Here is a 23,204-nt window from a genome sequence, read left to right on the forward strand (position 1 = left end):
CCTATTGCTATTTGTTGATAAATCCTTTGTAATGACGTTTGATCAGTTGGCTTTCTACTGTTTTCAACGTCTCCAATGCCACACCCACAAGGATGAGAAGTGAAGTTCCGCCGATCCGAACCGAAGTTGGCAGACCTGCCAGAGCCCCGAAGATCATTGGGAGAATCGAGATGAAAGCCAGGAAGAAGGCGCCGGACAAAGTAATTCTTGACATTACTCTTGTCAGGTAGCTGGAAGTTGGTTTTCCCGGACGAACGCCTGGAATATAACCGCCGTTCTTCTTCATTTGATCTGCCATTTGCACCGGATTAATCTGTACAAACGTGTAGAAATAGGTGAAGCCGACAATCAGTAGTACATATAGAGCAAGCGCAATCGGCGCCGAATTGTTAATGCTTAGATTACGGATAATCCAATCCGCAAATGGATTCCCCGCCCAGAAACCTGCAATAATCGTCGGGAATTGAAGCAGTGATACGGCAAAGATGACCGGAATTACTCCTGCAGCATTCACTTTCATAGGAATGTGAGTGCTCTGTCCGCCGTACATTTTCCTCCCTACAACACGTTTAGCGTATTGTACGGGTATCTTCCGAACTCCCTGCTGAACGTAGATAACGCCAACGATAATGGCTACCACTACGATCAGAATGAGGACGATTTTCAAGATGTTCAGGAACAGGGCATCTCCTGCATTCGCAAACTGCGTCTGGTAAATCTGACTGATTCCTGTCGGAATAGCAGCTACGATTCCCGCGAAGATAATAATCGAAATCCCGTTTCCGATTCCTTTTTCAGTGATCTGCTCACCTAACCACATCAGGAACATCGTTCCTGCCGTCAAGACAATCGCTATCAGAGAGTAGGTAGCAAAGCTAGGATTGATCACAAGCCCTTGGAAGGAGTTGTTAAACATGATCGCATATCCATAAGCTTGAATCACGCCAAGCACAACCGTTAAGTAACGAGTAAGCTGGGCCGATTTCTTTCTCCCCACTTCTCCCTCTTTCGCCCACTGTGTAAGCCTTGGAACAACGTCCATGGACAGTAGTTGAACGATAATCGAAGCCGTAATGTACGGAAAGATCGACATCGAGAAGATGGAGAACTGGAAAAGCGCTCCGCCGGAGAAAGTATTCAGCAGCCCGAACACGCTATTCTGGTTGGCCTGATCCTGCAGCTTCAAAAGCTCTGCATTGATATTGGGTACCGGAATGAAGGCGCCGATTCTGTAGATGATTAACACGAGAAGCGTGAAAATGATTCTCTTACGCAAATCCTCTACTTTAAAGATGTTGGACAGGGTCCGGAACATTAAATCACCTCGGATTGACCGCCGGCAGCCTGGATTTTATCTACCGCAGATTGGGAAAACTTGTTCGCCTTAACTGTAAGCTTTACAGTGAGTTCGCCGTTTCCAAGAATCTTAATTCCATCTTTAGGTGATTTTACTACACCCGTTTCCATCAGAAGCTCAGGAGTTACTTCCGTACCAGCTTCGAACTTGTTCAGGTCTTCCAGGTTAACGATAGCAAATTCCTTACGCGTTGGGTTCACGAAACCACGCTTAGGGAGACGACGGTAAAGTGGGTTTTGTCCACCTTCAAAGCCGGGACGAACACCACCGCCGGAACGGGCGTTCTGACCTTTGTGACCGCGTCCGGAAGTTTTTCCGAGTCCGCTACCTACACCGCGACCGAGACGTTTGCGAGTGTGGCGTGCGCCTTCTGCAGAGCTCAGCTCATGTAATTTCATAGTTGCACCTCCTCCAGATTGAATGGGTTACTTATGCTTGAATTTCTTTAACTTCGATAAGGTGGCTGACTTGATTAATCATACCACGGATTGCTTCGTTGTCGCTTTGAACAACAGAATGGTTCAGCTTTCTCAGACCAAGAGCCTGAACTGTCTTCTTCTGTGTTTCCGGACGTCCGATCAGACTACGTTTTAGGGTAATTTGAAGTTTAGACATGTTTATCCTCCTTAACCCATCAACTCTTCAACGGTTTTACCGCGAAGTTTGGCTACTTCTTCCGCTTTCTTCAGACGGGAAAGACCCTCTAAAGTAGCGTTCACCATGTTCATGGAGTTCGAAGAACCCAGGGATTTTGTTAAAATGTCGCCAACGCCAGCAAGTTCGAGTACTGCACGAACAGGGCCGCCAGCAATAACACCGGTACCTTCAGATGCTGGTTTCAACAGCACACGTCCAGCGCCGAAGTGACCAGTTACAAGGTGAGGAATCGTAGTTCCAACGATAGGAACGTGGACGAGGTTCTTCTTAGCATCTTCGATTCCTTTGCGGATTGCATCAGGAACTTCGGAAGCTTTACCGATACCAGCGCCGACATAGCCGTTACCATCGCCTACTACGACAAGAGCGCTAAAGCTAAAGCGACGTCCGCCCTTTACAACTTTAGCAACGCGATTAATATGAACAACTTTTTCAGTCAGCTCTAAAGTGTTAGGATCTACACGCAAGTCGTTTACCTCCTTATGAAATGTTTTCTTAGAATTCTAGACCAGCTTCACGAGCTGCTTCGGCCAGAGCCTGCACACGTCCGTGATAGAGATATCCGCCGCGGTCAAATACTACTTGGCTTACGCCTTTTTCTTTCGCACGATTCGCAATCAGTTCGCCGACTTTACGAGCGGCTTCGACGTTGCCGCCGTTGCCAACCTCTGTAAGTTCTTTGTCCTGAGTGGATGCCGATGCCACTGTTACTCCGTTCACATCGTCAATGATTTGCGCGTACATGTGCTTCTCAGAGCGGAAAATGTTCAAGCGAGGACGTGCTGTCGTCCCTTGAATTTTCTTACGAACACGCAGATGTCTTTTCAGACGTGCTTTATTCTTATCGCCTTTAGTAATCATGGGTTGCACTCCTTTCATCTGTATTCCGATGTCAGGCCGGCCTTAGGCCGCCTTACTTCTTCTTACCAGCTTTACCTTCTTTGCGGATAATACGCTCGCCTTCGTACTTAATACCTTTACCTTTGTACGGCTCAGGTTCACGAACGGCACGGATTTTGGCAGCAGTTGCGCCAACGAGTTCTTTGTCGATCCCTTTAACAATCACTTTCGTGTTGCTAGGTACGTCGAATTCGATTCCGCCTTCAGGGTTGATTTCAACCGGGTGAGAGTAACCTACGTTCAGGACGAGTTTGTTTCCGGTTTTGTTAGCACGGTAACCTACGCCAACGAGCTCCAGATTCTTCTCGAAACCTTGCGTTACTCCTGTAACCATGTTGTTCAATACGCTGCGAGTCGTGCCGTGCAGGGAACGATGCAGTTTATGATCAGAAGGTCTTTCAACCGTAATGACATTGTCTTGTACGGATACCTTCATATCTTTGTGAAGTTCGCGGGAAAGGGTTCCTTTCGGTCCTTTTACCGTGATTGTCGTGTTCTCAAGCTTTACGTCAACGCCACTTGGAACAGTAATTGGTTTGCGACCAATACGAGACATGTTTGCACCTCCATTCAATCGAGTCTAAATTACCAAACGTAGCAGAGAACCTCTCCGCCGGATTTTGCTTGACGAGCGTCTTTGTCCGTCATCACGCCACCGGAAGTGGAGATGATAGCGATACCCAGACCGCCAAGTACCCGAGGGATCTCTTGGGATTTTGTGTATACGCGCAGACCAGGTTTGCTGATACGTTTCAAACCGGTGATTACGCGCTCGTTATTCGGACCGTATTTCAGGAACAAGCGGATGATGCCCTGCTTGTTATCTTCTACGAATTCAGCGTCACGGATGAAACCTTCATTTTTGAGGATTTCAGCAATCTCTTTCTTGATCTTGGAGGCCGGAATTTCTACCGTCTCGTGACGAACAATGTTTGCATTACGAATGCGTGTAAGCATATCTGCAATTGGATCAGACATAACCATGGATGTGAACCTCCTTCCCGAAAATAAGTGGATTACCAGCTTGCTTTACGCACACCTGGAATCTGGCCTTTATATGCTAGTTCACGGAAACAAATTCTGCAAATTTTAAATTTGCGGAGAACGGAATGCGGGCGGCCGCAACGTTCGCAGCGAGTGTACGCCTGCACTTTGAACTTAGGGGGACGTTGTTGCTTGATTTTCATCGAAGTTTTTGCCACTTAAATTACACCTCCTACAAGTTTTCGCCTGAAAACTCTCTCCGATCATTATCGGCAGGGGCTTCCTTCCGAAAGCTCCGTGATGATTTGTTCTTACTTCACAAACGGCATTCCGAGTTGGGTAAGCAGTTCACGAGCTTCTTCGTCCGTTTTCGCAGTTGTTACGATAACGATGTCCATACCACGAACTTTATCAATTTGATCGTATTCGATCTCTGGGAAGATCAATTGTTCTTTAAGACCCAGCGTGTAGTTACCGCGTCCGTCGAACGCTTTGGAGGAAACTCCACGGAAGTCACGTACGCGCGGAAGCGATACGTTGAACAATTTGTCCAGGAATTGATACATGCGTTGGCCGCGCAGTGTTACTTTAACGCCGATCGGCATGTTCTCACGAAGTTTGAAACCCGCGATGGATTTCTTCGCACGAGTGATTACCGGTTTTTGACCCGCAATTTTTTGCAGATCCTCTACGGCACTGTCGAGCACCTTGGAGTTCGATACAGCCTCACCAACCCCCATGTTGATGACTACTTTCTCGATCTTAGGAACTTGCATAACAGTAGTGTAGTTAAACTTCTGCATCAGAGCAGGAGTGATTTCATTCAAGAAACGATCTTTCATTCTTGCTGCCATTCTGGTGCCTCCTTTCCGCACTTAGTCGATTAATCGATAGCTTCGCCGGATTTTTTCGCAATACGTACTTTAGTTCCGTTTTCAAGGACCTTGTAACCTACACGAGTCGGTTTGCCGCTCTTAGGATCCACGAGCATTACGTTGGAAGCGTGAATTGCAGCTTCTTGAGTAATGATTCCGCCTTGAGGGTTTTGCTGGGAAGGTTTCGCATGTTTCTTGATCATGTTCACGCCTTCGACCAGAACACGATTTTCACGCGGGTAAGCTGCGAGAACGCGACCTTTCTTACCTTTGTCTTTGCCGGAGATAACAAAAACTGTGTCGTCTTTCTTTACATGCAGTTTATGGTTATGAGACTCAAGTCTCTTTTTCGTTCTTGGCATGTTGATTACACCTCCTAAGCTTTCGTATGAAAGCTAACTTCGTAAGAGCTGCCGGACTTTCCAGAAGAAAGCCGCGCCGCAATTTAATTGTGCTGCCTGTGTTAGATAACCTCAGGAGCAAGAGAAACGATCTTCATGAAGTCTCTATCACGAAGTTCACGAGCAACTGGTCCGAAAATACGAGTTCCACGAGGGCTCTTATCATCTTTTACGATAACTGCCGCGTTCTCATCAAATGTGATGTAAGATCCGTCTTTACGACGAGCTCCGCTCTTCGTACGAACGATAACCGCTTTGACCACATCACCTTTTTTGACAACGCCCCCTGGTGTTGCTTCTTTCACAGAGCAGATGATCAAATCACCGATATTGCCTACACGACGACCAGTACCGCCAAGCACACGAATGCACATCAGCTGTTTCGCACCGGAGTTGTCCGCAACCTTCAAACGAGATAATGGTTGAATCATGTTAGTCCCTCCTTTCGGATTATACCTGTTGGTTAAACAATAACTGCTTTTTCAACGATCTCAACGAGACGGAAACGCTTGTCTTTAGACAATGGGCGAGTTTCCATGATTTTCACGGTGTCGCCAATTTGCGCTTCATTGTTCTCATCGTGAGCTTTAAACTTCTTCGTATATTTAATCCGCTTGTGGTACAAGTCGTGTTTTTTGTAAGTTTCCACGGCAACAACGATGGTTTTATCCATTTTGTCGCTGACCACTTTACCGGTTTGGACTTTACGTTCGTTACGCTCTGCCATATACGAGCCCTCCCTTCTGAATTTGCTTAACCAATCCCGAGTTCTCTTTCACGCAAAACTGTTTTCGCACGGGCGATTTCTTTGCGCAGCTTCTGAATTTGAACCGGGTTATCCAGTTGTCCGGTAGCTAGTTGAAAACGGAGGTTAAAAAGTTCTTCCTTAAAGCCGTTAATTCTTTGTTCAATCTCAGCAGTGGTTAAGTTGCGGAATTCACTAGCCTTCATGTGCTTCACCACCCACTTCTTCTTTCTTCACGAACTTACATTTAACGGGAAGCTTGTGCATAGCAAGACGCATAGCTTCGCGAGCAACTTCTTCGCTAACACCAGCAAGCTCGAACATAACTTTACCTGGTTTTACTACGCTAACCCATTTCTCAACGTTACCTTTACCGCTACCCATCCGAACTTCAAGAGGCTTTTGGGTAATTGGCTTCGAAGGGAAGATTTTGATCCACACTTTACCGCCACGCTTGATGTAACGAGTCATGGCAATACGTGCTGCTTCGATCTGACGGTTTGTGATCCACGCAGGCTCGAGAGCCTGGAGACCGAATTCACCGAAAACAACTTCAGTGCCGCCTTTAGCGCGACCTTTCATTTTACCGCGGTGTTCTTTGCGGTGTTTTACACGTTTAGGTACTAACATGATTAGTTGCCTCCTTCCGATTGAGCCTTTTTCTTAGCTGTCGGAAGTACCTCTCCACGATAGATCCATACTTTCACGCCGATCCGTCCGTAGGTCGTGTGCGCTTCAGCTGTACCATAATCGATATCCGCACGAAGCGTGTGGAGTGGAACTGTTCCTTCGCTGTATCCTTCCGTACGGGCAATCTCCGCTCCGCCCAGACGACCGCTGGTCGAAACTTTAATACCTTTAGCTCCCGCTCTTTGCGTTCTTTGCATCGCTTGTTTCATAGCACGACGGAAAGACACGCGGCGCTCAAGCTGCTGTGCAATGCTTTCTGCAACAAGGACAGCGTCAAGCTCAGGGTTTTTCACTTCTGCAATGTTGATGTGTACCTTCTTGCCTGTCATGTTGGCAATGTAGTTACGGATGTTTTCAACTTCCGATCCACCTTTACCGATAACCATACCAGGTTTAGCTGTATGAATCGTCACGTTAACGCGATTAGCCGCGCGCTCGATATCGATATGGGACACTGCAGAATCTTTCAGCTTGTTCTTCAGATATTCACGAATTTTAACGTCTTCCATCAGCAGGTCGCCGAAATCTTTCTCAGCATACCATTTGGATTCCCAATCGCGAATAATACCAATTCTAAGACCCACCGGGCTTACTTTTTGACCCACACGTTATCCCTCCTTATTTCTCAGATACCACAACAGTGATGTGGCTGGTACGTTTATTGATACGGCTTGCACGACCCATCGCACGAGGGCGGAATCTTTTCATGATTGGACCGTGGTTCACATAAACTTCACTAATAACAAGTTTGTTAGGATCCATCGAATAGTTGTGCTCAGCGTTGGCAATTGCGGAGTTCAGAACTTTCTCCACGATCGGAGAAGCTGACTTTGGAGTATGACGAAGGATTGCAACCGCATCGCCTACTTGTTTGCCGCGAATCAAGTCAATTACCAGCTGCACTTTGCGAGGAGCGATCCGAACGAATTTAGCAGCAGCTTTAGCTTGCATAGTAGTACCTCCTCCCAGTAAAAATAACGATTAGCGCTTGCCTGTTTTCTTGTCGTCATCGTGACCTTTGTACGTACGAGTTGGTGCAAACTCACCGAGTTTGTGTCCGACCATATCTTCCGTTACGTATACAGGCACGTGTTTTCTTCCGTCATACACCGCGATTGTGTGGCCCACGAATTGCGGGAAAATCGTAGAACGACGAGACCAAGTTTTGATTACCGTTTTCTTGCTCGACTCATTCAGTTCTTCGACCTTTTTCATCAGGTGTCCGTCGATAAAAGGACCTTTTTTCAAGCTGCGACCCATTGAAGCCCCTCCCTTCTCTGAACAATAAAATATTCAGATGTGTATAAATTACTTCGTGCGACGACGTACAATGTACTTGTCAGAAGCTTTGCCTTTTTTACGAGTTTTATAACCGAGTGTCGGTTTGCCCCATGGGGACAACGGAGACTTACGTCCGATTGGAGCGCGGCCTTCACCACCACCGTGTGGGTGATCGTTCGGGTTCATTACTACCCCGCGGACTTCTGGTCTCTTACCGAGCCAACGATTACGTCCTGCTTTACCGATTTTCACGAGCTCGTGATCTTCGTTACCTACAGAACCGATTGTCGCGCGGCAGCCTTTAAGCACTTTGCGAACTTCGCCAGAGGAAAGACGAATAGTCACGTACACATCTTCTTTACCGAGCAGTTGAGCTTCCGTACCGGCAGCACGAACCAATTGTCCGCCTTTGCCTGGCTTCAACTCAATGTTGTGGATAACTGTACCGACCGGAATGTTTTCCAGAGCGAGTGCGTTACCTACTTTAATGTCAGAACCCAATCCGGATTGGATTTGATCGTCGACTTTCAGACCCTTAGGAGCGATGATGTATCTCTTCTCACCGTCTGCATAGTGGATCAGAGCAATGTTAGCGGAACGGTTTGGATCGTATTCGATCGTAGCAACGCGACCCGGAATGCCGTCCTTATTGCGTTTGAAGTCGATGATGCGGTATTTACGCTTGTGTCCGCCACCTTGGTGACGAGTAGTGATTTTACCTTGGTTGTTACGACCAGCTTGTTTGCTCAGAGGAGCAAGCAGGGATTTCTCCGGTACGGATGTCGTGATTTCTTCGAAAGAAGATACCGACATGGCACGTCTTGCTGGAGAGGTCGGTTTATACTTTTTAATTGGCACCTGTGTTACCTCCTTACTTTAGAGATATTGTTATACCGTTTCAAAGAACTCCAGCTCTTTGCTGTCCGCGCTAAGTGTCACGATGGCTTTCTTCCATTCGGAAGTGTAACCGGAGTGACGTCCTTGACGCTTCGGTTTCGCTGGCATTCTGAGTGTGTTCACGTTCGATACTTTTACTTTGAAAATCTGTTCGATCGCTTGCTTGATTTCCGTTTTGTTAGCGCGGATTTCAACTTCGAACACATATTTCTTGTCAGCCATCATTTCCGTAGAACGTTCCGTGATGACCGGGCGCTTGATAATATCGCGTGGGTTCTTCATTGCGCAAGCACCTCCTCTACCTTCTGAACCGCATCCTTCGTAATGATCAATTTGTCATGAACCATTACGTCGAGTACGTTGATTCCATCAGCAACGACGAATTTAACTCCAGGAATATTACGTGCGGAGAGAGCAACACTATCTTCGTAAGAAGCAGCAACCACGAGAGCTTTACGCTCTACATTGAGGTTTTTCAAAATAGCTACGAATTCTTTCGTTTTCGGAGCGTTCATTTGAAGCTGATCCAGAACGATAATGTCGTTATCAATTACCTTCGAGGACAGGGCCGACTTGATTGCAAGACGACGAACCTTCTTAGGCAGTTTGTAACCATAGCTGCGAGGAGTCGGTCCGAATACGACACCGCCACCCTTCCATTGTGGAGCACGGATACTACCTTGACGAGCACGGCCAGTACCTTTCTGCTTCCACGGCTTACGTCCGCCGCCGCGTACTTCAGAACGTCCTTTAACCTTGTGGGTTCCTTGACGAACGGATGCTTGCTGGAGCAAAACAGCTTCATGCAGAGCGTGTACGTGAGGTTCGATACCGAACACTGCATCAGACAGTTCTACTTCACCGACTTGCGAGCCGGATACATTATAAAGAGCTACTTTTGGCATCAGTCTTCCTCCTTTCTTACTTTTTCACCGCGGATTTCACGCTAACGTAGCTGTTTCTAGGACCAGGAATGGAGCCTTTAACAAGAATTACGTTGCGTTCCGCATCAACTTTAATAACTTGCAGGTTTTGCAGGGTTACGGTTTCGCTACCCATATGTCCTGGCAATTTCTTGCCTTTCATTACACGGTTAGCTGCGATGGAACCCATCGAACCCGGTCCACGATGATATCGGGAGCCGTGAGACATTGGACCAGTGTGCTGATTGTGTCTTTTGATAACGCCTTGGAATCCTTTACCTTTGGAAGTACCGGATACGTCAACAAATTCACCCTCGCTGAAAAGATCAGCATTCAGCTCTTGACCAACTTCATACTCACCCAGTGCCACTCCACGAAATTCTTTAACGTAGCGCTTAGGAGCAGTGTTCGCCTTCTTGGCATGACCAATTTCAGGCTTAGTTGCATTTTTCTCTTTCTTGTCCGCGAAACCGATTTGGATCGATTCGTAACCGTCGTTATCCACATCTTTCTTCTGCAGAACCACACAAGGTCCAGCTTGGATAACAGTGACAGGTACTACGTTTCCTTCCGGTGTAAACACTTGAGTCATTCCAAGTTTTTTACCTAAGATACCTTTCATCGTTGACACCTCTTTTCCTTTTCGTTTCTTCTATATATAGAAGCTTTACAGTTTAATTTCAATGTCTACGCCGGACGGTAAGTCCAGTCTCATCAAAGCGTCCACAGTTTGTGGTGTAGGATTCACGATATCGATCAGACGCTTGTGTGTACGCTGCTCGAATTGCTCACGAGAATCTTTGTATTTGTGTACCGCACGAAGAATCGTGATAACTTGCTTCTCAGTTGGAAGCGGAATCGGACCGGAAACACTTGCTCCGGAACGCTTGGCAGTTTCAACGATTTTCTCAGCCGATTGATCGATCACTCTGTGATCATAAGCTTTCAAACGGATACGAATTTTTTGCTTTGCCATATAAGTCCCTCCTTCTATCGCCCAATTTAGTATCGGACATACTCCGTGAAAATCTCCTGACAACCACTCCCATGGCAAAGGGGCCGGGTGTGCCAGCAACCTCTCACATCATCGCAACGTCACAGACCAACGCTCACTATTATATCGAATACCAAAGATAAATGCAACATTTTTATACGACAAATATCTAGAAACAAAAAGGTTTCCGAAAATGTCGCTTTCATGTGCATAATCGTTCGATTTTCTTTATGAATCGTGTGCTTGTTGATGTCTTGCCGCTGGATGTGTCTGACCGAACTTTATTGACCGATTAATAGCTTTCATATAAAAAGGCCCCGCCACCAAGGGCAGGGCCTTCGTCTTACTTCGTTACAGTACAGGGGTCTCGTTACAGTACGTGTTTCATATGAAGATCGTCGTCAGACGAAATTATTTGCTGATTGTTGCTACTGCGCCGGCGCCAACAGTACGGCCGCCTTCACGGATCGCGAACTTAGTACCTTGCTCGATAGCGATTGGGTTGATCAGTTCTACCGTTACAGTGATGTTATCACCAGGCATAACCATTTCAGTTCCTTCTGGCAGGGTGATGATACCCGTTACGTCAGTTGTACGGAAGTAGAACTGAGGACGGTAACCTGTGAAGAAAGGCTTATGACGGCCACCCTCTTCTTTAGTCAGAACGTAGATTTGTGCAGAAAAGTTAGTGTGCGGGTTAACGGAACCCGGCTTCGAAAGAACTTGTCCGCGCTCGATGTCTTTACGGTCTACACCACGAAGCAGTGCGCCGATGTTGTCACCAGCTTGAGCGGAATCAAGAAGCTTACGGAACATTTCTACGCCTGTAACTACGCATTTGCGAGTTTCTTCAGCGATACCAACGATTTCAACTTCGTCTTGTACTTTAACAGTACCACGCTCTACACGGCCTGTAGCAACTGTACCACGACCTGTGATGGAGAATACGTCCTCGACAGGCATAAGGAAAGGCTTGTCAGTTTCGCGTTCTGGAGTTGGGATGTAAGTATCAACTTGCTCGAAGAGCTCGATGATTTTGTCAGCCCATTCGCCGTCTGGGTTTTGCAGAGCTTCACGAGCGGAACCACGAATGATCGGAGTGTCGTCGCCTGGGAACTCATACTCGGAAAGAAGATCACGGATCTCCATTTCAACCAGTTCAAGAAGCTCTTCGTCTTCAACCATGTCGCATTTGTTCATGAATACGACGATGTAAGGAACGCCTACTTGACGGGAAAGAAGGATGTGTTCGCGAGTTTGCGGCATAGGGCCGTCAGCTGCGGATACAACCAGGATCGCTCCGTCCATTTGAGCCGCGCCAGTGATCATGTTTTTAACATAGTCGGCGTGACCTGGGCAGTCAACGTGAGCGTAGTGACGGTTAGGAGTCTCGTACTCAACGTGTGCTGTGGAGATTGTGATACCACGCTCGCGCTCTTCTGGTGCTTTGTCGATTTGGTCGAATGCTACTGCGGATCCACCATATCTTTTGGACAGTACGTTTGTGATCGCAGCTGTCAGAGTTGTTTTACCGTGGTCGACGTGACCAATAGTACCGATATTAACGTGCGGTTTATTACGTTCGAATTTAGCCTTTGCCATGTTAAACAATTCCTCCTCGGGATAAAGTTTAAGCTTAATTTTATATTAAGCGCCTTTGTTCTTTGCAATGATTTCTTCTGCAATAGTTCTAGGCACTTCTTCATAATGCGAGATTTCCATGGAGTAAACACCGCGACCTTGCGTTCTGGAACGAAGTGTCGTGGAGTAACCGAACATTTCGGAGAGAGGCACCTTAGCACGGATGATTTGCGCACCCGAACGGTTATCCATACCCTCAATGCGTCCGCGGCGGGAGTTCAGGTCGCCCATTACGTCGCCCATGTACTCTTCCGGAACTGTTACTTCTACTTTCATGATCGGCTCAAGCAGGGCCGGGTTACATTTGTCCTTAGCTGCTTTAAGAGCCATGGAACCAGCGATTTTAAACGCCATTTCGTTGGAGTCAACATCATGGTAAGAACCGTCAACGACAGTTGCTTTGATGTCCACAACAGGGAAACCGGCGATTACACCGTTCTTCATGGATTCCTCGATACCAGCTTGGATCGGAGCGATGTATTCTCTAGGAATAGCACCACCGACGATTTTGCTTTCGAATACGAAGCCGCTGCCTGGTTCAAGCGGTTGGAACTCAACCCAACAATGTCCGTATTGACCACGGCCACCGGATTGACGAACGAACTTACCTTCAACCTTGGCACCAGACTTGAACGTTTCGCGGTAAGCAACCTGCGGTTTACCTACGTTGGTGTCCACTTTGAATTCGCGACGCATACGGTCAACGATGATTTCCAAGTGAAGCTCACCCATACCTGCGAGAATCGTTTGACCGGTTTCCTCGTTGGTGCTGGCGCGCAATGTAGGATCTTCCTCGGTAAGCTTGGAAAGCGCAACGCCCATTTTGTCTTGGTCGGCTTTCGTTTTAGGCTCAACTGCGATTTCGATAACCGGTTCAGGGAAGTTCATGGACTCCAAGATAACCGCGTTTTTCTCGTCACAGAGGGTGTCACCTGTACCTGTATCTTTCAAACCTACGGCTGCCGCGATATCCCCTGCATAAACTTCGGAGATTTCTTGACGGCTGTTCGCATGCATTTGAAGAATACGGCCAACGCGCTCACGCTTGCCTTTGGTAGCATTCAGAACATAGGAGCCGGACTGCAATACGCCGGAGTACACACGGAAGAACGTGAGTTTACCAACGTAAGGGTCGGTCATGATTTTGAATGCAAGCGCAGCAAAAGGTTCGCTGTCGGAAGATTTGCGGATTGTCTCCGTTCCGTCTTCAAGAACACCTTGAATATCCGGTACGTCGATTGGAGCCGGCAAATAGTCGATTACGGCGTCCAGCATAGGCTGAACCCCTTTGTTACGGTAAGAAGAACCACAGATAACCGGGAAGATTTGAACGGATACTACGCCTTTGCGGAGAGCCGCTTTCAGCTCGGCAACCGTAATTTCTTCACCTTCCAGGTATTTCATTGTAAGCTCTTCATCTAGCTCAGCAACTTTCTCGACAAGTTCCATACGAAGTTCAGCGACTTTGTCTTTGTACTCCGCAGGAATCTCGATATCTTCTACTTCTTTACCAAGGTCATCCTTGTAAAGAATAGCTTTCTCTTCGACGATGTCAATGATGCCGACGAAGTCATTCTCAGCGCCGATCGGAAGCTGAATAGCTACCGCATTGGCACCCAACTTGTCACGCATCGAATCAACTACTCCCAAGAAGTCAGCGCCGATGATATCCATTTTGTTGACGTAAGCGATACGAGGAACGCTGTACTTGTCAGCCTGTCTCCAAACGGTTTCAGACTGAGGCTCTACGCCTTCCTTCGCACTGAATACACCAACAGCTCCATCCAATACACGCAGGGAACGTTCAACTTCTACCGTGAAGTCAACGTGTCCCGGGGTATCAATGATATTGATACGGTGATTTTTCCATGCAGCAGTGGTAGCGGCGGAAGTAATCGTAATTCCGCGCTCCTGTTCCTGCTCCATCCAGTCCATCGTAGCTGCACCTTCGTGCACCTCACCGATTTTGTGGGTACGGCCTGTGTAGTACAGGATCCGTTCGGTTGTAGTCGTTTTACCCGCATCAATATGCGCCATGATCCCGATATTACGCGTATCTTTTAAGGAGAACTCTCTTGCCATGGTTTTGTCTCCTTCCTAATTCGAGGATCTGAATCCTACCAACGGTAGTGAGCAAACGCTTTGTTCGCTTCCGCCATCTTGTGTACATCTTCACGTTTCTTAACGGAAGAACCTGTGTTGTTGCTAGCATCGATAATTTCGAAAGCCAGTCTCTCTTCCATGGTTTTCTCACCACGAAGACGAGAGTAGTTTACGAGCCAACGCAAACCTAATGTCGTACGACGCTCAGGTTTAACTTCGATCGGAACTTGGTAGTTAGCACCGCCGACACGGCGAGATTTAACTTCCAGCACCGGCATGATGTTCTTGATGGCTTGTTCGAAAACTTCCATCGGCTCCTTACCGGTACGCTCTTGCACGAGTTCAAATGCGTTATATAGAATCGATTGTGCTACCCCTCTTTTGCCGTCGATCATGATGCGGTTGATCAGACGAGTAACCAATTTGCTGTTGTAAATCGGATCTGGCAATACGTCTCTGCGTGTTACTGGACCTTTACGAGGCATAGTGATCCCCCTTTCCCCAAAAAATAAATGCTTTAAAAATTATTACTTCTTCGCTTTCGGACGCTTCGTACCGTATTTGGAACGAGCTTGCATACGGTTGTTAACACCGGACGTATCCAGTGCACCGCGAACGATGTGGTAACGTACCCCCGGAAGGTCTTTAACCCTTCCGCCGCGAATCAGAACAACACTGTGTTCTTGCAGGTTGTGTCCGATACCCGGAATGTATGCAGTAACCTCTACACGGTTCGTCAAACGCACACGTGCGTATTTACGAAGTGCGGAGTTCGGTTTCTTCGGAGTCATTGTACCTACACGAGTACAAACACCACGTTTTTGTGGAGCGCTGATTTCCGTCGACTCTCTTTTCAGGGCGTTGAAACCTCTTTGGAGAGCTGGGGATTTCGATTTAACGACTTTAGCTTGACGTCCTTTACGAACTAGCTGGTTAATTGTTGGCATGCCGCCACCTCCTCTCTAGCATTTGTTACTTCCTTTATTGCAAGCCCACAGATCCAGGCGAGTCGTAAAAAAGCAAAGGAAAGTTTTTGTTTTTAGACTCAGCAAAAATAAGCTGGTTATTCTCACATGAAATCTAGAAACAAAAACACTCGGCCTTACTATTTATCGACGATCGCAGCCACAGCGGCTCCCACTTCGATTCCGCATGCTTTTCCAAGCAGCTTCATGGAATCTACGTAAGTAACCTCTACTCCTGATTTGGTGCAGAGATTAACAATCTTAGTAGTCAATCGCGGATCTGCATCTTTGGCAACAATAACTTCTAATGCCTGACCAAGCTCGACGCTTTTCGTTGCTTGCTTTGTGCCGACACTTAATTTCGACGCCTGTTTTACTTTGTCATATGTCATAATCCCATATCCCCCAAAGAACAGGAAAGAATATTAATTTAGGCACACTACGATATCTTAGCATCTCGGCAGGGTAGTGTCAAGAATATTACCCGTCTCCTTCGATATTTTTTACAAACTCTCGGGAGACGGGCCTTTTATTGCCGAATCAGTTCCGTTTAGTCAACGGATACCGCTTCTTTTTCTGCATTTTCTTCTTCAGCAGGCTCCTGGTTCGGATCTACGACCCGGATGTTCCGGTAACGGGTCATACCCGTACCTGCAGGAATCAGCTTACCGATGATAACATTCTCCTTGAGGCCGAGCAGCTGATCGACTTTGCCTTTGATCGCGGCATCCGTCAATACGCGTGTCGTCTCCTGGAACGATGCCGCGGAGAGGAAGGAATCCGTCTCCAGCGATGCTTTCGTAATCCCGAGAAGAATCGGTTTGGCTACGGCTGGCTCTTTATCCGCAAACAAAGCTACTTTGTTCGCTTCTTCGTATTCGTGCATATCTACGAAGGAACCCGGCAGAAGTGTAGTGTCACCCGCATCAACGATACGGATTTTGCGAAGCATCTGGCGAATCATAACTTCAACGTGCTTATCGTTAATTTCTACACCCTGGTTCCGGTAAACGCGCTGAACCTCTTGAAGGATATAGTTTTGAACGCCACGGATACCTTTGATACGGAGCATTTCCTTCGGATCGATCGAACCTTCGGTAAGCTCATCCCCGGCTTCGATCGTCTGACCGACAATCGCTCTTACACGGGAACCGTAAGGTACCGCATATACACGGGATTCAGCTTCGCCCTGAACTTCAATTTCACGGCGATCCTTGGCTTCGCGGATCTCTTTAACAAGTCCGTCGATTTCGGAGATAATCGCTTGACCTTTCGGATTCCGGGCTTCGAAAAGCTCCTGAATACGCGGAAGACCTTGCGTGATATCGTCTCCGGCAACGCCCCCGGTATGGAACGTACGCATGGTAAGCTGGGTTCCTGGCTCGCCGATGGATTGGGCTGCGATAATACCGACAGCTTCCCCGATTTCAACGTGCTGGCCGGTCGCCAGGTTACGTCCGTAACACTTCTTGCAGACCCCGTGACGGGAGCGGCAGCTAAGCACGGACCGAATTTGAAGACGTTCGATATTCGCATCGATGATCGCGTTCGCAATGTTGGCTTCGATCAGCTCGTTGCGGTTTACGATGACTTCGCCCGTTTCCGGATGACGAATCGTTTCGAACGCATAGCGGCCTTCAATACGGTCAAACAGGTCTTCAATAACTTCTTTGCCGTCTTGAATTTTGCTGACGATGAATCCTTTATCCGTTCCGCAATCATCTTCACGGACGATAACATCCTGGGCTACGTCAACGAGACGACGAGTCAGGTAACCCGAATCCGCTGTACGAAGGGCCGTATCGGCAAGACCTTTACGGGCACCGTGCGTGGAAATAAAGTATTCCAATACGGTAAGACCTTCACGGAAGTTCGACTTAATCGGCAACTCGATAATTTTACCGGACGGGTTGGCCATCAGACCACGCATACCGCCCAGCTGAGTGATTTGCGATTTGTTACCCCGCGCTTTGGATTCTACCATCATGTTGATGGAGTTGTATTTGTCGAGGGATTTCATCAGGATATCCGTGATTTCATCCTTCGTTTTACTCCAGATCGCGATAACACGGTCATAACGCTCGTCGTCAGTAATAAGACCGCGGCGGTATTGGTTCGTTACCGTGCGTACCTTTTCTTCGGAATCTTCGAGGATCTTCTTCTTCTCGTTAGGTACCACGACATCCGCCACGGCAACGGTAATACCGGCTTTAGTGGAGTAGGTGAAGCCGAGTTCTTTGATCTTGTCGAGAATGACCGAAGTTTTAGTCGTATGGTAATTACGGAAACACTCGGCAATAATCGAACCGAGGTAGTCTTTACCGACCGCTTTCGCCTCCGGAAGCTCTTCCATTCTGGCACGGATGTTGGAGCCTTTTTCAAACACGAAATAGTCATCGGAAGGACCGTTGAGCAGGTTCGCTTTAGTCGCATCATTGATGTACGGGAAGTCATCCGGGAAAATCTCGTTGAAGATGATTTTACCGATGGTCGTAATCAGATAAGCGTTCTGCTGGGCTTCCGTAAAGTTATTCTTGTTCAAAACCTTGGCAGGAATCGCTACACGGGCATGCAGCTCGGCAGTGCCGTTCTGATAAGCGGAAACGGCTTCGTTTACGGAACGGAAGATCAGGTTCGCTCCGCGTCCATGCTTGTTGTCCGTAGTCAGATAGAAGCTTCCGAGAACCATATCCTGCGATGGAGTTACGACCGGCTTGCCGTCTTTCGGGTTAAGAATGTTGCCTGCCGCAAGCATGAGAAGCCGTGCTTCAGCCTGCGCTTCGGCGGAAAGCGGCACGTGAACGGCCATTTGGTCACCGTCGAAGTCGGCGTTATAGGCCGTACATACGAGCGGATGCAGCTTGATGGCGCGTCCTTCGACCAGAATCGGTTCGAACGCCTGGATACCCAGTCTATGCAGTGTGGGGGCACGGTTCAGAAGAACCGGGTGCTCCTTAATTACTTCTTCAAGGACGTCCCAAACTTCAGGGCTGACACGTTCTACTTTGCGCTTCGCACTTTTGATGTTATGGGCAAGACCTTTGTTCACCAGTTCTTTCATAACGAACGGCTTGAACAGTTCCAAAGCCATCTCTTTAGGCAGACCGCATTGGTACATTTTGAGGCTAGGACCTACAACGATAACGGAACGGCCGGAGTAGTCAACACGTTTACCGAGCAAGTTCTGACGGAAACGGCCCTGCTTACCTTTCAGCATGTGGCTGAGAGATTTAAGCGGACGGTTACCGGGACCCGTTACAGGACGGCCACGGCGGCCGTTATCGATCAAAGCGTCAACCGCTTCTTGAAGCATACGCTTCTCGTTCTGAACGATAATATCCGGTGCGCCCAGGTCAAGCAGACGCTTCAGACGGTTGTTACGGTTAATAACGCGGCGATACAGGTCGTTAAGGTCGGAAGTCGCAAAACGTCCGCCGTCCAGTTGAACCATTGGGCGAAGTTCCGGAGGAATAACGGGCAGCACATCAAGAACCATCCAGTCCGGACGGTTTTTTGAATTACGGAACGCTTCCATTACTTCCAGGCGTTTAATGGCCCGGTTGCGGCGTTGGCCTTGAGCGGTTTTAAGTTCTTCTTTCAAGGATTCCACGTCTTTATCGATGTCGATATCCTGAAGAAGCTTCTTAACGGCTTCGGCACCCATACCTGCTTGAAAAGCATAGCCGTATTTCTCACGGTAGCTGCGGTATTCTTTCTCGGAAAGAAGCTGTTTCTTCTCAAGAGGCGTATCTCCCGGGTCCGTTACTACATAGGATGCAAAGTAGATGATCTCTTCAAGGGAACGAGGAGACATATCCAAGGCAAGACCCATACGGCTAGGAATACCTTTGAAATACCAGATGTGGGATACGGGAGCGGCAAGCTCGATGTGTCCCATACGTTCGCGGCGAACTTTCTGACGCGTGACTTCAACGCCACAGCGGTCACAAACTACACCTTTGTAACGCACACGCTTGTATTTACCGCAGTGACACTCCCAGTCTTTCGTCGGTCCGAAAATCTTCTCGCAGAACAAACCTTCTTTCTCCGGTTTCAATGTTCTGTAGTTGATGGTTTCCGGTTTTTTAACTTCCCCACGGGACCACGAACGGATCTTCTCAGGTGAGGCCAATCCAATTTTCATAAATTCGAAGTTGTTTACGTCCAACAAGGAGCAACCCTCCTTAGAATGTGCTAGTTATGGGAAGGAGGCGGACTGCTATGTCCGCCTTTCCTCTATCAGTTGCAGCTATTCGACTCCAATTTCTGCCCCTTCAAGGTTCAGATTAAGCTTGTCACTGGTCGTATCTTCCTCATCATCGAGTTCTTTCATCTCGATTTCCTCTTCGTCGCCGGACAGGATTTTAACGTCCATACCCAAGCTTTGAAGCTCTTTGATCAATACTTTAAACGATTCCGGAACTCCCGGCTCCGGAACGTTCTCGCCCTTGACGATAGATTCGTACGTTTTAACACGTCCGACCACGTCATCCGACTTCACGGTCAGGATTTCCTGAAGCGTGTAAGCCGCGCCGTAGGCCTCAAGGGCCCAAACTTCCATCTCCCCGAAACGCTGTCCGCCGAACTGGGCTTTACCACCGAGAGGCTGTTGTGTAACGAGAGAGTACGGACCCGTGGAACGGGCGTGGATTTTATCATCAACCATGTGCGCCAGTTTGATCATGTACATGACGCCAACGGTTACTTCGCGTTCAAAAGCATCGCCTGTGCGGCCGTCATAGAGCTTGGTTTTACCGTTGCGCTGCATACCGGCTTCTTCCATCGTATCGAACACATCGTACTCGCGTGCTCCGTCGAATACCGGCGTAGCCACGTGGATACCAAGCGCTCTGGAGGCCATACCCAGATGGACTTCCAGTACTTGACCGATGTTCATACGGGATGGTACGCCCAGCGGGTTAAGAACGACTTCTACAGGCGTTCCGTCCGGCATGAACGGCATATCTTCCTCAGGAAGAATGCGCGCGATAACCCCTTTGTTACCGTGACGACCGGCCATTTTATCGCCCTCGGAGATTTTACGCTTCTGGGCAATGTAGACGCGAACGAGCTGGTTAACGCCCGGAGGCAGTTCGTCGCCGTTCTCGCGTGTAAATACTTTCACGTCCACGACGATACCGTCGGTTCCGTGAGGAACGCGCAGGGAGGTATCCCTTACTTCACGCGCCTTCTCACCGAAAATCGCATGCAGGAGACGTTCTTCTGCCGTCAGCTCCGTCACGCCTTTCGGCGTTACTTTACCGACCAGAATGTCGCCCGCGCCGATTTCGGCACCGACGCGGATAATTCCGCGCTCGTCGAGGTTCTTCAGAGCGTCTTCGCCGACATTCGGAATGTCGCGAGTGATCTCTTCCGGACCGAGCTTCGTATCCCGCGCTTCAGACTCGTATTCCTCGATGTGAATGGATGTGTACACATCTTCTTTTACAAGTCTTTCGCTCAGAAGGATCGCATCCTCGTAGTTGTAACCTTCCCAAGTCATGAAGGCAACGACCACGTTACGTCCAAGAGCCAATTCCCCTTGTTCAGTCGAAGGGCCGTCGGCGAGGATGTCGCCCGCTTTAACAAGCTGGCCTTTTTGAACGATCGGACGCTGGTTGATACACGTACCTTGGTTGGAACGCATAAACTTGTGAAGCTTATGTTTGATGAGATTGCCGTTAACCAGTTTTCCGTCCACCAGTTCCTGGCGGCGCAGCCAAATCTCATTACCGGCAACTTTTTCAATAATTCCGTCATGTTTGGCAACAATACAAACACCGGAGTCTTTAGCGGACTTATGCTCCATTCCCGTACCAACAAGAGGCGCTTTAGGAATAAGAAGCGGAACGGCTTGACGCTGCATGTTCGATCCCATGAGGGCACGGTTGGAGTCATCGTTTTCCAGGAACGGAATCAGCGCTGTCGCAACCGATACAACCTGCTTAGGAGATACGTCCATGTAGTCGACGCGCTCTTTAGGCAGAGTCAAGATATCATCTTTATAACGGACGATAACACTGTCGTTAACGAATGTTCCTTCTTCCGTAAGCTCGGCATTCGCTTGAGCAACGACGTAGTTATCCTCTTCATCCGCTGTCATATACACGATTTCTTCCGTGACCACACCGGTCTTCGGATCCACGTGGCGGTATGGCGCTTCGATAAAGCCGTACTCGTTGATCCGCGCGAAGGTGGACAAGGAGTTGATCAACCCGATGTTCGGACCCTCCGGCGTTTCAATCGGACACATCCGGCCATAGTGGGAGTGATGGACGTCACGGACTTCAAAGCCCGCGCGCTCACGCGTCAAACCACCGGGACCGAGAGCGGACAGACGGCGCTTATGCGTAAGTTCTGCCAGCGGATTCGTCTGATCCATGAACTGCGAAAGTTGGGAGCTTCCGAAGAACTCCTTGATGGCCGCAATAACCGGACGTATGTTGATCAGAGCCTGCGGTGTGATGACATTCGCATCCTGAATGGACATACGCTCGCGAACGACACGCTCCATACGGGACAAACCGATACGGAACTGGTTCTGGAGCAGCTCGCCTACGGAACGGAGACGACGATTTCCGAGATGATCGATATCATCCGTGTTTCCGATTCCATGCAGAAGGTTTATAAAGTAGTTAATGGACGAAATGATATCGGCCGGTGTAATGTTCTTAACGGACTTGTCAATGACAGCGTTAGAAATGACTTTGACTACTTTACCGTCTTCGATAGGCGAGTATACATCAATCGTTTGAACCGGAATGATTTCCTCTCCGGCAACTCCGTTAGGTACGGAGTAATCTTTGAATCCGATCTTCTTCTCCAGGAAAGGAAGAACTTCATCAAGCAGACGACGGTCAAGCAATTGACCCGCCTCGGCTACGATTTCTCCCGTTTCCGGATCCACAAGAGTTTCGGCAAGACGCTGGTTGAACAAGCGGTTCTTGATATGAAGCTTCTTGTTGATTTTGTATCGGCCCACATTGGCGAGGTCATACCGCTTCGGATCGAAGAAACGAGCTACAAGCAAGCTTCTTGCATTATCCAGAGTCGGCGGCTCACCCGGACGAAGACGCTCGTAAATCTCAATCAGCGCTTTATCCGTTGAATCGGTGTTGTCTTTGTCGAGCGTATTGCGTATATATTCATTATCGCCAAGAAGATCAAGAATCTCGGCATCGGTTCCGAATCCAAGTGCACGCAGAAGAACGGTAACCGGAATTTTACGTGTGCGGTCGATTCTCACATAAATGATATCTTTCGCGTCCGTCTCTAATTCCAGCCAAGCTCCCCGGTTAGGAATAACCGTAGCTGTGTAAGTCTTTTTACCGTTCTTATCCACTTTAGTGCTATAATAGACGCTAGGAGAACGAACGAGCTGGGAGACAATTACACGTTCAGCACCGTTAATAATAAAGGTTCCGGTCTCGGTCATGATCGGGAAATCGCCCATGAACACTTCCTGTTCCTTTACTTCTCCGGTTTCCTTATTGATCAGACGTACCTTCACCCGAAGCGGTGCAGCGTAGGTTACGTCACGCTCTTTGGATTCGTCCACGGAATACTTAGGCTCTCCTAAGCTGTAGTCAATAAACTCAAGCACTAGATTCCCCGTAAAATCCTGAATCGGTGAGATATCTAAAAACATCTCCCGCAATCCTTCATCCAAAAACCATTCGTACGATTTTTGTTGAATTTCAATCAGGTTGGGGATGTCCAGCACCTCATTAATTCGAGCATAAGTCCTGCGTTTGCGTCGTCCAAATTGAACAAGATGTCCCGCCAACTTCA

29 protein-coding genes are annotated in these 23,204 nt (G+C 48.3%); all 29 read right to left on the reverse strand.

Annotation, left to right across the window (positions count from 1 at the left end):
• Window positions 1-7: 7 nt before the first annotated feature.
• On the reverse strand, window positions 8-1,315 hold the full coding sequence (gene secY, locus C4S74_RS24915; protein WP_009676812.1) for a preprotein translocase subunit SecY: 1,308 nt from the start codon (window positions 1,313-1,315) through the stop codon (window positions 8-10).
• Window positions 1,315-1,755 carry a 50S ribosomal protein L15 gene (gene rplO / locus C4S74_RS24920; protein WP_009676816.1) on the reverse strand — a complete coding sequence of 147 codons (441 nt, stop codon included), beginning with the start codon at window positions 1,753-1,755 and terminating at the stop codon, window positions 1,315-1,317. The genes secY and rplO overlap by 1 nt, the downstream gene beginning before the upstream one ends.
• Window positions 1,756-1,786: 31 nt before the next feature.
• Window positions 1,787-1,972, reverse strand: a complete 186-nt coding sequence (rpmD, locus tag C4S74_RS24925; RefSeq protein ID WP_009676811.1) for a 50S ribosomal protein L30 — start codon at window positions 1,970-1,972, stop codon at window positions 1,787-1,789.
• Window positions 1,973-1,983: 11 nt separating this feature from the next.
• Entirely contained in the window at window positions 1,984-2,481 is a 498-nt protein-coding gene (gene rpsE / locus C4S74_RS24930; RefSeq protein WP_009676829.1) for a 30S ribosomal protein S5, read from the reverse strand.
• Window positions 2,482-2,509: 28 nt separating this feature from the next.
• Window positions 2,510-2,875: a 50S ribosomal protein L18 gene (rplR, locus tag C4S74_RS24935; RefSeq protein ID WP_103998004.1), complete on the reverse strand. Its 366-nt coding sequence runs from the start codon at window positions 2,873-2,875 to the stop codon at window positions 2,510-2,512.
• Window positions 2,876-2,927: 52 nt separating this feature from the next.
• On the reverse strand, window positions 2,928-3,470 hold the full coding sequence (rplF, locus tag C4S74_RS24940; protein WP_009676801.1) for a 50S ribosomal protein L6: 543 nt from the start codon (window positions 3,468-3,470) through the stop codon (window positions 2,928-2,930).
• Between the two features lie 29 nt (window positions 3,471-3,499).
• Window positions 3,500-3,898, reverse strand: coding sequence for a 30S ribosomal protein S8 (gene rpsH, locus C4S74_RS24945; RefSeq protein ID WP_009676818.1), 399 nt, complete (start codon window positions 3,896-3,898; stop codon window positions 3,500-3,502).
• A 32-nt stretch (window positions 3,899-3,930) separates the two neighbouring features.
• Window positions 3,931-4,116, reverse strand: coding sequence for a type Z 30S ribosomal protein S14 (locus C4S74_RS24950; RefSeq protein WP_040953112.1), 186 nt, complete (start codon window positions 4,114-4,116; stop codon window positions 3,931-3,933).
• A gap of 93 nt (window positions 4,117-4,209) precedes the next feature.
• Entirely contained in the window at window positions 4,210-4,752 is a 543-nt protein-coding gene (rplE, locus tag C4S74_RS24955) for a 50S ribosomal protein L5 (protein WP_009676826.1), read from the reverse strand.
• Between the two features lie 29 nt (window positions 4,753-4,781).
• Window positions 4,782-5,135 carry a 50S ribosomal protein L24 gene (gene rplX / locus C4S74_RS24960; RefSeq protein WP_009676802.1) on the reverse strand — a complete coding sequence of 118 codons (354 nt, stop codon included), beginning with the start codon at window positions 5,133-5,135 and terminating at the stop codon, window positions 4,782-4,784.
• A 101-nt stretch (window positions 5,136-5,236) separates the two neighbouring features.
• The gene (gene rplN, locus C4S74_RS24965) at window positions 5,237-5,605 is read right to left on the reverse strand and encodes a 50S ribosomal protein L14 (protein ID WP_103998005.1); all 369 of its coding nucleotides are present in this window, start codon (window positions 5,603-5,605) and stop codon (window positions 5,237-5,239) included.
• A 32-nt stretch (window positions 5,606-5,637) separates the two neighbouring features.
• Window positions 5,638-5,901 carry a 30S ribosomal protein S17 gene (gene rpsQ, locus C4S74_RS24970; RefSeq protein ID WP_009676813.1) on the reverse strand — a complete coding sequence of 88 codons (264 nt, stop codon included), beginning with the start codon at window positions 5,899-5,901 and terminating at the stop codon, window positions 5,638-5,640.
• A 26-nt stretch (window positions 5,902-5,927) separates the two neighbouring features.
• Window positions 5,928-6,125 (reverse strand): 50S ribosomal protein L29, encoded by a 198-nt coding sequence (rpmC, locus tag C4S74_RS24975; RefSeq protein ID WP_009676819.1) that lies wholly within the window; start codon window positions 6,123-6,125, stop codon window positions 5,928-5,930.
• Window positions 6,115-6,549 carry a 50S ribosomal protein L16 gene (gene rplP / locus C4S74_RS24980; protein ID WP_103998006.1) on the reverse strand — a complete coding sequence of 145 codons (435 nt, stop codon included), beginning with the start codon at window positions 6,547-6,549 and terminating at the stop codon, window positions 6,115-6,117. Before rplP ends, rpmC begins: the two co-directional genes overlap by 11 nt.
• Window positions 6,550-6,551: 2 nt before the next feature.
• Entirely contained in the window at window positions 6,552-7,214 is a 663-nt protein-coding gene (gene rpsC, locus C4S74_RS24985) for a 30S ribosomal protein S3 (RefSeq protein ID WP_103998007.1), read from the reverse strand.
• Window positions 7,215-7,227: 13 nt separating this feature from the next.
• Window positions 7,228-7,560, reverse strand: coding sequence for a 50S ribosomal protein L22 (rplV, locus tag C4S74_RS24990; RefSeq protein WP_016423663.1), 333 nt, complete (start codon window positions 7,558-7,560; stop codon window positions 7,228-7,230).
• Window positions 7,561-7,590: 30 nt separating this feature from the next.
• The gene (rpsS, locus tag C4S74_RS24995; RefSeq protein ID WP_009676795.1) at window positions 7,591-7,869 is read right to left on the reverse strand and encodes a 30S ribosomal protein S19; all 279 of its coding nucleotides are present in this window, start codon (window positions 7,867-7,869) and stop codon (window positions 7,591-7,593) included.
• Between the two features lie 48 nt (window positions 7,870-7,917).
• Complete coding sequence (gene rplB / locus C4S74_RS25000) at window positions 7,918-8,748, reverse strand: 50S ribosomal protein L2 (protein WP_103998008.1); 831 nt, start codon at window positions 8,746-8,748, stop codon at window positions 7,918-7,920.
• A 30-nt stretch (window positions 8,749-8,778) separates the two neighbouring features.
• Entirely contained in the window at window positions 8,779-9,069 is a 291-nt protein-coding gene (gene rplW, locus C4S74_RS25005; RefSeq protein WP_103998009.1) for a 50S ribosomal protein L23, read from the reverse strand.
• Window positions 9,066-9,692 carry a 50S ribosomal protein L4 gene (rplD, locus tag C4S74_RS25010; RefSeq protein WP_103998010.1) on the reverse strand — a complete coding sequence of 209 codons (627 nt, stop codon included), beginning with the start codon at window positions 9,690-9,692 and terminating at the stop codon, window positions 9,066-9,068. The genes rplW and rplD overlap by 4 nt, the downstream gene beginning before the upstream one ends.
• 16 nt (window positions 9,693-9,708) lie before the next feature.
• Complete coding sequence (gene rplC, locus C4S74_RS25015; RefSeq protein ID WP_103998011.1) at window positions 9,709-10,332, reverse strand: 50S ribosomal protein L3; 624 nt, start codon at window positions 10,330-10,332, stop codon at window positions 9,709-9,711.
• Window positions 10,333-10,377: 45 nt separating this feature from the next.
• On the reverse strand, window positions 10,378-10,686 hold the full coding sequence (rpsJ, locus tag C4S74_RS25020; RefSeq protein WP_103998012.1) for a 30S ribosomal protein S10: 309 nt from the start codon (window positions 10,684-10,686) through the stop codon (window positions 10,378-10,380).
• 429 nt (window positions 10,687-11,115) lie between these two features.
• The gene (tuf, locus tag C4S74_RS25025) at window positions 11,116-12,306 is read right to left on the reverse strand and encodes an elongation factor Tu (protein ID WP_103998013.1); all 1,191 of its coding nucleotides are present in this window, start codon (window positions 12,304-12,306) and stop codon (window positions 11,116-11,118) included.
• 45 nt (window positions 12,307-12,351) lie between these two features.
• The gene (gene fusA / locus C4S74_RS25030) at window positions 12,352-14,427 is read right to left on the reverse strand and encodes an elongation factor G (protein WP_103998014.1); all 2,076 of its coding nucleotides are present in this window, start codon (window positions 14,425-14,427) and stop codon (window positions 12,352-12,354) included.
• A gap of 35 nt (window positions 14,428-14,462) precedes the next feature.
• Entirely contained in the window at window positions 14,463-14,933 is a 471-nt protein-coding gene (gene rpsG, locus C4S74_RS25035) for a 30S ribosomal protein S7 (RefSeq protein WP_016423665.1), read from the reverse strand.
• 42 nt (window positions 14,934-14,975) lie between these two features.
• Window positions 14,976-15,395 (reverse strand): 30S ribosomal protein S12, encoded by a 420-nt coding sequence (gene rpsL, locus C4S74_RS25040; protein ID WP_009674503.1) that lies wholly within the window; start codon window positions 15,393-15,395, stop codon window positions 14,976-14,978.
• Between the two features lie 158 nt (window positions 15,396-15,553).
• Window positions 15,554-15,805 carry a ribosomal L7Ae/L30e/S12e/Gadd45 family protein gene (locus C4S74_RS25045; RefSeq protein ID WP_103998015.1) on the reverse strand — a complete coding sequence of 84 codons (252 nt, stop codon included), beginning with the start codon at window positions 15,803-15,805 and terminating at the stop codon, window positions 15,554-15,556.
• 158 nt (window positions 15,806-15,963) lie between these two features.
• Entirely contained in the window at window positions 15,964-19,584 is a 3,621-nt protein-coding gene (gene rpoC / locus C4S74_RS25050; RefSeq protein ID WP_103998016.1) for a DNA-directed RNA polymerase subunit beta', read from the reverse strand.
• A 78-nt stretch (window positions 19,585-19,662) separates the two neighbouring features.
• Window positions 19,663-23,199 (reverse strand): DNA-directed RNA polymerase subunit beta, encoded by a 3,537-nt coding sequence (gene rpoB, locus C4S74_RS25055; protein ID WP_103998017.1) that lies wholly within the window; start codon window positions 23,197-23,199, stop codon window positions 19,663-19,665.
• Window positions 23,200-23,204 lie beyond the last annotated feature (5 nt).

The organism is Paenibacillus sp. UNC499MF (assembly GCF_900107975.1).
Taxonomy (GTDB): domain Bacteria; phylum Bacillota; class Bacilli; order Paenibacillales; family NBRC-103111; genus Paenibacillus_F.

Excerpts from the sequence above, each read along its gene's own strand:
- rpsQ (WP_009676813.1), bottom strand. The coding sequence starts at position 5,901 with ATGGCAGAGCGTAACGAACGTAAAGTCCAAACCGGTAAAGTGGTCAGC.
- fusA (WP_103998014.1), bottom strand. The coding sequence starts at position 14,427 with ATGGCAAGAGAGTTCTCCTTAAAAGATACGCGTAATATCGGGATCATG.
- rpmD (WP_009676811.1), bottom strand. The coding sequence starts at position 1,972 with ATGTCTAAACTTCAAATTACCCTAAAACGTAGTCTGATCGGACGTCCG.
- rpsS (WP_009676795.1), bottom strand. The coding sequence starts at position 7,869 with ATGGGTCGCAGCTTGAAAAAAGGTCCTTTTATCGACGGACACCTGATG.
- rpsG (WP_016423665.1), bottom strand. The coding sequence starts at position 14,933 with ATGCCTCGTAAAGGTCCAGTAACACGCAGAGACGTATTGCCAGATCCG.
- rplW (WP_103998009.1), bottom strand. The coding sequence starts at position 9,069 with ATGAAGAACCCACGCGATATTATCAAGCGCCCGGTCATCACGGAACGT.
- C4S74_RS25045 (WP_103998015.1), bottom strand. The coding sequence starts at position 15,805 with ATGACATATGACAAAGTAAAACAGGCGTCGAAATTAAGTGTCGGCACA.
- tuf (WP_103998013.1), bottom strand. The coding sequence starts at position 12,306 with ATGGCAAAGGCTAAATTCGAACGTAATAAACCGCACGTTAATATCGGT.
- secY (WP_009676812.1), bottom strand. The coding sequence starts at position 1,315 with ATGTTCCGGACCCTGTCCAACATCTTTAAAGTAGAGGATTTGCGTAAG.
- rpsH (WP_009676818.1), bottom strand. The coding sequence starts at position 3,898 with ATGGTTATGTCTGATCCAATTGCAGATATGCTTACACGCATTCGTAAT.
- rplX (WP_009676802.1), bottom strand. The coding sequence starts at position 5,135 with ATGCCAAGAACGAAAAAGAGACTTGAGTCTCATAACCATAAACTGCAT.
- rplP (WP_103998006.1), bottom strand. The coding sequence starts at position 6,549 with ATGTTAGTACCTAAACGTGTAAAACACCGCAAAGAACACCGCGGTAAA.
- rplR (WP_103998004.1), bottom strand. The coding sequence starts at position 2,875 with ATGATTACTAAAGGCGATAAGAATAAAGCACGTCTGAAAAGACATCTG.
- rplV (WP_016423663.1), bottom strand. The coding sequence starts at position 7,560 with ATGCAAGCTAAAGCTGCTGCTAAATTCGTTCGGATCGCTCCTCGCAAA.
- rplO (WP_009676816.1), bottom strand. The coding sequence starts at position 1,755 with ATGAAATTACATGAGCTGAGCTCTGCAGAAGGCGCACGCCACACTCGC.
- rpsL (WP_009674503.1), bottom strand. The coding sequence starts at position 15,395 with ATGCCAACAATTAACCAGCTAGTTCGTAAAGGACGTCAAGCTAAAGTC.
- rpsJ (WP_103998012.1), bottom strand. The coding sequence starts at position 10,686 with ATGGCAAAGCAAAAAATTCGTATCCGTTTGAAAGCTTATGATCACAGA.
- rplD (WP_103998010.1), bottom strand. The coding sequence starts at position 9,692 with ATGCCAAAAGTAGCTCTTTATAATGTATCCGGCTCGCAAGTCGGTGAA.
- rplC (WP_103998011.1), bottom strand. The coding sequence starts at position 10,332 with ATGAAAGGTATCTTAGGTAAAAAACTTGGAATGACTCAAGTGTTTACA.
- rplN (WP_103998005.1), bottom strand. The coding sequence starts at position 5,605 with ATGATTCAACCATTATCTCGTTTGAAGGTTGCGGACAACTCCGGTGCG.
- rpmC (WP_009676819.1), bottom strand. The coding sequence starts at position 6,125 with ATGAAGGCTAGTGAATTCCGCAACTTAACCACTGCTGAGATTGAACAA.
- rplF (WP_009676801.1), bottom strand. The coding sequence starts at position 3,470 with ATGTCTCGTATTGGTCGCAAACCAATTACTGTTCCAAGTGGCGTTGAC.
- rplE (WP_009676826.1), bottom strand. The coding sequence starts at position 4,752 with ATGGCAGCAAGAATGAAAGATCGTTTCTTGAATGAAATCACTCCTGCT.